Origin of the sequence: Streptomyces sp. NPDC060198 (assembly GCF_042728415.1) — a bacterium.
Classification (GTDB): Bacteria; Actinomycetota; Actinomycetes; order Streptomycetales; family Streptomycetaceae; genus Streptomyces.
The window spans coordinates 1-9,379 of sequence record NZ_JBHWZJ010000275.1 but is presented as its reverse complement, the minus strand read 5'-3'; the positions used below and the strand labels follow the sequence as shown (position 1 = coordinate 9,379).

Sequence of the window (9,379 nt, the reverse complement as noted above, 5' to 3'; positions counted from 1 at the left end):
CGCCAGCACCGGTCCTTAGCGGGGGCCGGTCGAGGTGGCTGCGTCAGCTGGATGAGGAGACGGCAATGTCCTTGATGCCGGAGTTGCCGGGAACGTTGTTGAAGGATCCCCAGGTGCCGGTGGTGTAGTTGCCGTTGGCGTTGTAGATCTCGTCGTTTCCTGCGATGGCGAAGAGGTGGACGGTGTTGCCGGTGTCCGTGACGGCGATCCTCTTGATGCTGCTGTTGCCGGGGATCTTCTTGAACGTGCTCCAGGTGCCCGTGGCGTCGTTGTCGACGCCCCAGATCACGGCGTCGCCGGTCAGGATGTAGACGTGGACGTCGTTGCCGATCGCGGTCGCGACCACCTGGGTGTGGCCGTTGCCGGTGCCGGGGACGGAGGCCCAGGAGTTCCACGAGCCCTTGTCGTAGTCGCCGCTGATGTTGAAGGCGGTGCCGTTGACCCCGATGACGAAGAGGCGCACGGTGTTGCCGGTGGCGGCGGCCGAGACTTCGCTGAGGCTGTCTCCGCCGGAGATGTAGCTGAAGCCCTTCCACGTGTTGGTGGAGTAGTTCATGTCAGCGCCGTAGAGCTTGCCGTCGGTCTTGATCGCGTAAAGGTGCACGGTGTTGCCGATGCCGACCGCGGCGATCTTCGCGATGTTCTCGCCGCCGGACACCGGGGTGAGTTTGCTCCACGGGCCGGTGACGTAGTTGCTGCTCGCGGACAGGAGCTGTCCGGTGTCGCTGACCGCGAAGAGGCGCTGCACGCCGTTGGTGGTCGTGGTGGCGATCTGCTTGGTGGTGTTGTCGGCGGCCTTCTTGAAGCTGGTCCAGGTGACGTCGGTGTAGTTGCCGTCGGCGCCGTAGACCTTGTTGTCGGATCCGATGGCCATCACGTGCGCGACATTGCCGGTCGTGTCGGGTGCGGGCACGGTGACGTTGTTGACGAGGGTGGCGACGGCGCCGTTGCGGGTCTCGGCCGGGTCGGTGCCGAGGCAGCCGCCTTGCCAAGACTTGTCGCTGATGGCGACGAGCTGTGGGACGCCACCGACGGTGCGGATGACGGGACCGCCGGTGTCGCCCTTGCAGACGGAGTCCGCAGCGGTCGTGCCGGCGAGCTCCACCGCGGTTGCCGACGGAGCGCCGGCTACGAAGGAAGCGCTGTGGGCCTTGCCGGGACGCCATTCGGTGGCCGTCCGGCCATACCCCAGGACCGACAGTGTCTCGCCCGCGGCCGGCACCGAGGAGGCCAGGGCCACCGGCGTGACGCCGGTAACCGGTGTGGCCAGCTTGGCCAGGACAAGGTTGCGGTCCCAGTACGGCTGCAGCTGGGAGACGGTGCTCGTCTTGCCTGCCGCACTGGCCGTCGAACCGAGTCCGACGACCACCGTGGTCTTCACCGTGGGAGCACCCACGGCAAGGGTTTCGCTTCCGTCGGACGTGAAGCAGCTGCTCGCGGTGAGCACCCACGTCGACGCTACGAGCGCCCCGCTGCAGGAGCGTTCCCCGCCCACGTCAATCCGGGCGGTGAAGGAGTAGGCGCTCGCATCGGAGCCGGCACCGGCGGCCGCGTGAGCAGGCACGGTACTGAGCGCTGCGGAGGCCACTGTGAGGAGGAGAACGGAGACTGCTGTTCTCACACGGCGAGGGTGGTTGGTATTCATGGCAACTGGTTTCTTTCGGTGATGGTGGCGCACGTTGAGGAGCTGGCTTTGTCGACGTCACACGACAGCGGTTGTCTACGAGAACGGGAGGCACTCACTCGTACCCGGATCTCAATGTCGACGAGAACGGGAGGCACCCTGCGGCACTCGGCAACGGCGGGACGAGGGCCGCCACCTACGCCCGTAGCCAGCGCTTCGGGCGCCCGACGAGCTGCACACGGCGTCGTGCCAGTCGGCACCGAGCTGTTGTCCGAAACCATCGATACCCGACGCGGGCAGCGCCTCCTGAACCGCCCGAGAAACGCTGCTTTTCGTCATCGACAGAGCCAAGGAGCCTTGCGGCTCGGGCACAAAGAGCACCAATGTGGAGCCACGACAGGAGGTGCGGAGCTGCAGTACGTCACGGGGATCGCTTCCCCGGTTTTTGGGTCGGGCGTCTGGGGGCCTGCCCCGGGCGAACCCCGCGTGCTGCTCGTGCTGGTGAGCACAGCTGGCTTGTTGAGCCGGCGGCTACCTGCCGGCGCATTTCCCTCGGGCATTCCAGTGGAATTGCTCGATGCTGCGCAGAAAATCTACTCAGCCGGTGACTCTGATTTCAACCAACATCGACTCCGGTCCGCCAATTGTTCCTTCACCGACAGACTTCCAGCCTCCCTTAGCCACATTTACTGTAGCAGTCTGTCCCAAGGCTGTGATGTCGGCAGAAATAGGGTGGTCAGCTGCTTCAAGTGCGAAGACTCGTGAAACCTCCATGGTCAGGTACCCAGCCGGAGCAGAGGCTTCGAAACAGTAAGTGCCATTCCTCCCTTCTTCTTCATCTTCAACTGTGAGGACCCTGATTTGATCAGCAGCGTCGTCACAGTCGGCGAGAATTATACTGCCGTCACCCTTCTTCAGAAGAATCCCCTTCTCTGCAAGTATTGAATCGGCGTTCGGGTAAGTGAAGTCTTCGATCGCGGATGGTGGCGTATCAGAGGTCGAAGTCAGCTGGTGGACGGGACTGTCTGCCGAAGCAGCCCAACCCAAACCGCAGAGTGTTATTACCGAACCGAGAACCGCAGAGTAAATAGCTTTGCGAGCACTGATAAACATTTCCCCACTCCTCCATTAAGGCTCCAACCTTGACGCGTATTTCGAGATAGATCCCGCACTCGCAGCAATGTTGGATTCGAATCGATAGTCGACGCGGATAAACTGAAGATTTGCCGCAGATGAAACGCCGCGTAAGTCGGGGCGTAGAAGCATCACAAGGTAGTTGATCTTGAAGACTTGGTGGAGATTACACGAAATTTAAGTGGCCGTCAATTAGTTTCAAGACTGGCACTTCGCCGTCCACCCCTACGACTTGGGCGAAAAGGTCTGGTGGATAGCCATCGGAAATGTAACAATATAGACAAAAGATGATTTTGGCTATATTTGAGATATTGCACTAGCGAGTGCCTTAAGGTGCAAATTTACCAATCGATCATGAGTGGGTATTTAGCGCACGGGAGGACTGATAGGTAATTATTTGCCAGCCCCGCCCGAGTGATTGCGCCTCGGCGTGACTAATGGCCGCTCGGCAAATCTGAGTTGCGCCAAGATCGAGTTTCATGGTTATGTGTAAATCAATGCAGGCTCGACGGGTTGCTGGGGTACCTCTGGGGAGATATTTCGGAAATTTGTCTTTTTGCGGCATCCGCATCGTGAATTTCCTATCGATCTGCACACAGGGCCGCCGGGCTGGTTCGCATGGTTGCATGAATTACCTTCCTGGACTCCCCGGGGAGCATTCGCAATAATTGGAGAATTGGGTGCACCTTGAATGATCAAATAAGGATGAAGCTAGGGTCTCGCAAAATGCGTGCGGCATTCGCGGCATTGTTGTCGCTGGCGCTATCGATCGGCGTTCTAGGTTCTGCACCCTCAGCCGCTGCCGCCGACATGAATTATGCATTTTCTGATAATTTCATTCATCTGACGGAGCGCGGCAGGGTGGTTGAGCTATGGAAGGACGGCGGACCAGGCCTTAAAGCCGCAGCCGAAATAGCGCTCACTGGCACCTCCGATGAAGTCCGCCGCTTTCTCGACGAGGTAGCAGAGGACGTCGCATACCAGGACAGCAGAGTTTCTGCAGCGCAGATCGCTGGCCTTGGCGGAAAAGTTCTTCAGGATGCTGCGCGTGAGGCACTGGCTGGAACGCCAGAAATGCTCCAGTCCTTCCTAGACACTGGCTGGAAAGCGCCATTCGAACAAGACCAGCGAGTGCGGGCAGCTCAACTTATCGACGTTGGTGGCCCCAATGTTCAGAAAGCGGGGCGTGCAGCGCTTGGAGGGACGCCTGAAGACGTATCAAATTTTCTGGACAGTACTCAGTACAGCTGGCGCAAGCAAGATGAACGCGTCGAGATAGCACAGATCATGAGTGTCGGCGGCAGTAATGTTCAGGCGGCCGGCCGCCTTGCACTTCGAGGTACGGCTGATGACATCACAGAGTTCCTCGAGGTCGGTCAGTACGTGGCCCGTTCTCGCGACGAGGAACACGCCACAGTGGCCGAGCTCGCCGCTCAGGCCGCAGTAGCGGGTAAACGGGCCACCGCTGAAACGGTTGCAGCCAAAGATGCCTCGGCCCGTGCGGTCTCGGCAGCCAAGCTGGCGAAGGAAGCCGCGCAGAAGGCTGCCGCCGAGACCGAGGCGGCTCAGGGCGACGCACTGCACGCCGCGTCCGCCGCTTCCCGTGCTGCCTCTGCCGCCAATCAGGCAGCCAGCGCGGCACAGGAGGCGATCAATGCGGCCCGCGCAGCGAACAACGCGGCCCGAATCGCGGCCAACGCTGCCGCTCAGGCAGCATCCGCTGCTGTCGGTGCCGCACAGGCTGCTTCTCGCGCCCGTAGTGCTGCGGCCGATGCGGCTTCAGACGGCGGAAAGGCCGCCGATGCGAGAAAGGCCGCCGAAGACGCACGGTCCGCCGCGAAGGGAGCCAGGCTCGCTGCCGACGCCTCGGATCAGGCGTCGATAGCGGCGACAGCCGCAATCGAGGCTGCCCAGGCTGCGGGGAGCGCGGGTACTAACGCCACGTCGGCGGCTGACGCAGCTACCCAGGCCGACGCCTACGCCAACGCGGCGGGGGTGCACTCCGGCGAAGCCGCCGCCGCCGCCGCTGCTACCCGTCGTCACGCGGCGGAGGCCAACCGCGCTGCCGCCGCAGCAGAGGTTCTGGCTCGAAAGGCCGCAAGAGCAGCGGCGGAATCGCGGGATGCGGCCAACTCCGCCGCTGATCACGCGGAGCGGGCTGCCGTCGCTGCCGACGAGGCCGCCGACCACGCCGGGGATGCCGCCACCGCAGCGGCCCAGGCCACAGCGCACGCTACGGCTGCAAAGCAGGCGGCCGACACCGCCGTTACAGCAGTTGCGAAGGCTAAAGAAACTGAAGAATTGGCCCGTCAGATCGAGGCTGAAGAGCTGACAGAACGTACCAACCAGGGTATCGAGGAAGCCCGAACCCTCAAGGCCGAGGACGCAGAGCGCAAGGCGAAAGCAGACACGCAGTCGCAGGAGGCGGTGGAATTCGAGCAGGAGGCCCAGCGCCTATCGACTGAGGCTGCGGATCCCGACGCGGTCACATCTGTTGTGGCTGCTGAGGGCCGCAAGGTGGCACTTCTTGCGGTGAAAAGTCGGGACGCATGGAGTCAAGCCGCGGCGGAGCACGCCTTGGCGGGCGATGACTCGGAAGTAGTTGCCTACCTGCGTGATGGGTGGATCCAGGCGGCGCAGCAGGATGAACGAACTGCCGTCCATACGCTGGCGATTGACAGCGCCTTGGCATCAGTCCGGGCAGCTGCGGCTACTGCCCTTGAAGGTACGCCAGAACAGGTCTCTGCATTCCTGGGCGAGGGCCAGTACCAAGTTGCTGCTCAGGACTTTCGAGTTCATATTGCGCAGCTCATTTCGGAGGGAGGCCCTGTTGTAACCGAGCGGGGCCGAGCCGTACTCGCTACCGATGACGTCCAGGCGTACCGCGCTTTCATCACCACCGGGCAGTATGCGGCTCGCGGTGAGGATGAACGGGTCCGCGCTGCCCAACTGATCGATGCTGGCGGCCCTGAAGTGCGGTCAGCGGCCCGTATCGCGGTGGAGGGGCCCGCTAGTCTTCTGCATACCTTCATTGTCAGTGGCCAGTACACAGCGGCTCGCAAAGATGCGCTGGCCGCAACCCACGTTGCGCAGATACTGCAGATTATTTTGCAGGCGTCGAAGGTTGCCGCAACCGCACAGCAGAACGCAGCAGAAGCAGGCAAAACAGCCGCGACTGCCCGCAAGGCTGCAGCCGAAGCGGCCGAGTTTGCGCAAGAAGCACAAGCCTCCGCGACCGAGGCCAACGGCTACGCCCAGCAGGCCGCGCAGGCGGCGAATGATGCAGAGGCCTCAGCTGCCAGCGCAGCCGCCTCTGCTCGAACCGCCCGCGACGCCGCGAACTCCGCTGATCTGGCCGCCGAACGCGCCACAGCCTCCGAGGTCGATGCCTCCCAGTCCGCAAATCAGGCCCTCCGGTACGCCGGCAACGCTTGGCTGTACGCCAAGGCAGCCAGAGACTCGGCCACCCAGGCAGGTGCAGATGCCGAGGCAGCAGCCAAAGCCTTCACCGACACAGTCAATATCATCGCCGCTAAGGCTGCAGCCGAGGAGGAAGCCCGGCGCCAGGCTGCGCTGTCCGCCGACGATCCAGGAAAGCAAGCACGTGAACTTTACCGCTGCAAGATTCTAGGATGCGAGGCAATCGAGAAGCCTTGGCGCTGGTGCCAGCACAACGAGGTCTACTGTGCAATCCTCGCCATGGGGCCAGCAATCAATGAGGCCGCTCAGCAGGCTTGGGAATTCGAAAAGGGCGCTCTCGGCCTCAGCTCTTTCGAAGGCTGCGCCTTCGATTATGACGTCATGGCGTGCATAGACATGGCGCAGGAATTGCTCGTCAGCTCCAAAATCAAGCTCCTCGCCCGGACCGCTGATACTCTTGCTGAAGTCATGCGAGTTTCAGGCTGCACTCAGTGCTTTCTGGCTGGCACTCAAGTCCTAATGAGTGACTACTCGCGGAAAGCGATAGAGCAGGTGAAGCAGGGTGATGAAGTCGTCGCCACGGACCCGCTGACGGGTAATACCGGTCCACGCACGGTTACACGTCAGATCGTCACCGAAGACGACAAAAGGTTCAACGAACTGACGATCTTCACGCCCGATGGTCCCGAAAAGCTCATCGCTACGTACGAGCACCCATTCTGGAGTCCGTCAGCCAACGCGTGGCTGAAAGCGAGTGAACTTACCCCAGGTGCGACGCTGCTAAGTAGCGATCAAAGGACCGTGACTGTGGCGGCGAACCGATCCTTCGAACAGCACGCCCGCACGTACAATCTGACGGTAGCGGACCTGCACACCTACTATGTACTGGCCGGAGACACACCTGTGCTGGTACACAACAGTAGTTGCCCGATTGAATTCGTGAAATTCTATGAGGGTGGAAGTGGCGTGATGGCGAAACTCGAAAATGGTACACTCACTATGGCAATAGAAAAGGGGTCGGAGGAGGCTGCCGTGCCTGGTGGGCAAATGTTCACCGATGCCATGATGCATTTCGGCCCAGAGAATGTTAGTAGGTTCGAAGCGAAATGGGTTACCTCGATGCCGACGAATCTCAATGCGTTCAATAAGAACCTTCAGGCTGGAATGTCTTATGAAGAGGCAGCAGCCAACACCTTTTCTGGTCACATGCTTTCGAAGTATGGCCTCACTGAAGTAACCGTCGACAAGACTAAGCTCCGAGGTGAATTCGGGCAATACACCAATGCTGAGCCCGTGTTTACTCGGCCGAAGGGGTGACGCATGGGATTTTCGCCCGAAGGTGAGTTGCGAAACCTGGTTAGCGGGGGGGCGACTTTTTTGGAAGTCGTCGCTCACATTTCCTCAAGCGTGAAGCCGGAAAAGCTCACCCCTCTGAAGTTGATGTGGGTCATCCAAGAAGGGCTCGGCATTTCCTTCACTGAAACGAGGAATGTGCTCGAATTCTTCGATTCGGAATTGCGCCCGATTGTCGACGAAGCTCTCATAGACGAGCGCGGCGACAGACTGCTCGAGCAATATCGGAAGCGGCAATCGCCCTAGAAGGCTGATGAAGATCTTGGGGAGGGGTGGTCCGGCCGTGAGGCCGGGCCGCCCCTCTGGTCATGCAATGAGCGTTTTCAGCAGTGCCGCTTTAGGGTGAAGCGGCTATGGGGACGTCGAGCCGTTACGAGGGGTGGGCATCACGATGGCCGGGTCAGCTGTGCATAAACCCGGTTGCGGGTGGCGGGCTGCTACTGAACTTGAATGGGTGATGTCGGGCTCGGGTGCCCGGCATCGGTCGCTACATCCGTAAGAGGCGTCCGGGTGTCGCCAGGGTGGTCGTCCAGCAGGAGAAGATCCCCACGTGAGTCAACCCCTGCCGAAGTTGCCGAAGCCCAGATTCGCCTTGATCCAAGTCCGGCCCCCCTCCGATGTGCCCGCCCCGATCGCTGTCGATCTCGGCGAGACGGGCATCCCGTGCGGACTGATCGGCTACGAGTACCGGCCCCTGAGCACACCGGTGTTTCTGACAGGGCGCGGCGAGCGGGGACTGGTCGTCATCGCGACAAGTGGCCTGTTCCAACGCATCGCCGTCGATGTGGCCACCGGTCGCGTGCTGCAAATCCACGCTGACGAAGCAGCGATGGCCAACCACGTGAATGGCGACCTCCGCTCCTTCAACCGCTGCGTTGCGGCCGTGATCGCGCGCTTCCCGTTCGGCCCTGACGGTGACGAGGAGGAGGCGGAAGAACTTCGCGGCCTCCTCCTCGGAATCGATGAGACCGCACTCGCTCATAACGGGTTCTGGGAGACATTCTGTGACGATGTGGCGATGGGGAATTATGCGGACTGGGACGTGTGACCTGCTCAACTGGCTGGAGAGCGAAGGCAACGGCTGGCCCGACGGCTCTGGGATGTTCAGCGGCGATCACAGCGACAGGGTCAGCCCCGCGCCGGCCAGGCAGCCGTCGATGGCCTCCGGCCGATACTGAAGCATCTTGAGCTTGCGTTTCACCGCGCGGGTGATCTGGCTGAGGTCAGCAGCGGCGAGGTTGCCGATGTCGCGTTTTACCAAAGACCAGACACCTTCCTGCGGGTTGAGGTCCGGGGCATAGGTCGGGAGCTGAAACACGGTGAGCAAGTCGGCGTTGGTCTCGAAGAACTCCCGCAGCGGCGCGACAAGGTGCGTGCGGAGGTTGTCCCATACCAGGACGATCGGGCCGCCGAGCTGGGTGTGGGCGCGGAAGATCAGGTCGCGGTAGTCCTTCCAGCCGAAGCCCTTCGGTTCGTCCTTGCGACCCCGGTACTCGCGGATCGCGTAGATCAGACGGGACCGCTCACCGGTCTTGTAGCAGAGCATCCCCGCCATCGAGACGCGGCCCGATCCGCGTCCGCGCACGCGGACGACCGGGGTGATGCCCTGGCGGCCCCAGGTTCTGGCACGCGGCGGTGTCATTGACTGGCCGGCTTCGTCCTCAAAGACCACCCAGGCGTTGTTCACCGCCGCGGTGCTCTTACCCGCGGCCAGACCTCCCGCCTCCACAGCTCCACCGCATCGTCATCGCGCTCGATCGCGCGCCGGGCGGGCTGCTGCCAGGACCAGCCGTGCCGCCGCAGCAGCTGCCACGTGCCCTGCACCGTGTAGGAGACGTGGAACAGGCG

Annotated in this window: 7 protein-coding genes; 3 read left to right on the top strand and 4 right to left on the bottom strand. The window is 61.8% G+C overall.

Annotated elements, in window-relative coordinates; translation table 11 throughout:
- Nucleotides 1–43 precede the first annotated feature (43 nt).
- Nucleotides 44–1,645 carry a trypsin-like serine protease gene (locus ACFWEP_RS26185; protein ID WP_387373435.1) on the bottom strand — a complete coding sequence of 534 codons (1,602 nt, stop codon included), beginning with the start codon at nt 1,643–1,645 and terminating at the stop codon, nt 44–46.
- Between the two features lie 576 nt (nt 1,646–2,221).
- Entirely contained in the window at nt 2,222–2,737 is a 516-nt protein-coding gene (locus ACFWEP_RS26180; protein WP_387373433.1) for a hypothetical protein, read from the bottom strand.
- A 747-nt stretch (nt 2,738–3,484) separates the two neighbouring features.
- On the opposite strand from ACFWEP_RS26180, the gene ACFWEP_RS26175 reads away from it, so the two are divergent.
- From ACFWEP_RS26175 to ACFWEP_RS26165, 3 genes are all read left to right on the top strand, one after another.
- Nucleotides 3,485–7,495 (top strand): polymorphic toxin-type HINT domain-containing protein, encoded by a 4,011-nt coding sequence (locus tag ACFWEP_RS26175; RefSeq protein ID WP_387373431.1) that lies wholly within the window; start codon nt 3,485–3,487, stop codon nt 7,493–7,495.
- A gap of 3 nt (nt 7,496–7,498) precedes the next feature.
- Entirely contained in the window at nt 7,499–7,777 is a 279-nt protein-coding gene (locus ACFWEP_RS26170) for a hypothetical protein (RefSeq protein ID WP_387373429.1), read from the top strand.
- 304 nt (nt 7,778–8,081) lie between these two features.
- Nucleotides 8,082–8,579, top strand: a complete 498-nt coding sequence (locus ACFWEP_RS26165; protein WP_387373427.1) for an SUKH-4 family immunity protein — start codon at nt 8,082–8,084, stop codon at nt 8,577–8,579.
- A 66-nt stretch (nt 8,580–8,645) separates the two neighbouring features.
- Here the strand turns inward: ACFWEP_RS26165 and ACFWEP_RS26160 are convergent, their stop codons facing one another.
- Together ACFWEP_RS26160 and ACFWEP_RS26155 are read right to left on the bottom strand one after the other, a co-directional pair.
- Nucleotides 8,646–9,218 carry a transposase gene (locus ACFWEP_RS26160; RefSeq protein WP_387373425.1) on the bottom strand — a complete coding sequence of 191 codons (573 nt, stop codon included), beginning with the start codon at nt 9,216–9,218 and terminating at the stop codon, nt 8,646–8,648.
- Nucleotides 9,215–9,355: a winged helix-turn-helix domain-containing protein gene (locus ACFWEP_RS26155; RefSeq protein ID WP_387373437.1), complete on the bottom strand. Its 141-nt coding sequence runs from the start codon at nt 9,353–9,355 to the stop codon at nt 9,215–9,217. The genes ACFWEP_RS26160 and ACFWEP_RS26155 overlap by 4 nt, the downstream gene beginning before the upstream one ends.
- Between the last annotated feature and the right edge of the window lie 24 nt (nt 9,356–9,379).

What these genes read in the sequence shown, in the direction of transcription:
- ACFWEP_RS26180 (WP_387373433.1), bottom strand. Translation starts at nt 2,737, where the DNA reads ATGTTTATCAGTGCTCGCAAAGCTATTTACTCTGCGGTTCTCGGTTCG.
- ACFWEP_RS26185 (WP_387373435.1), bottom strand. Translation starts at nt 1,645, where the DNA reads ATGAATACCAACCACCCTCGCCGTGTGAGAACAGCAGTCTCCGTTCTC.
- ACFWEP_RS26175 (WP_387373431.1), top strand. Translation starts at nt 3,485, where the DNA reads ATGCGTGCGGCATTCGCGGCATTGTTGTCGCTGGCGCTATCGATCGGC.
- ACFWEP_RS26170 (WP_387373429.1), top strand. Translation starts at nt 7,499, where the DNA reads ATGGGATTTTCGCCCGAAGGTGAGTTGCGAAACCTGGTTAGCGGGGGG.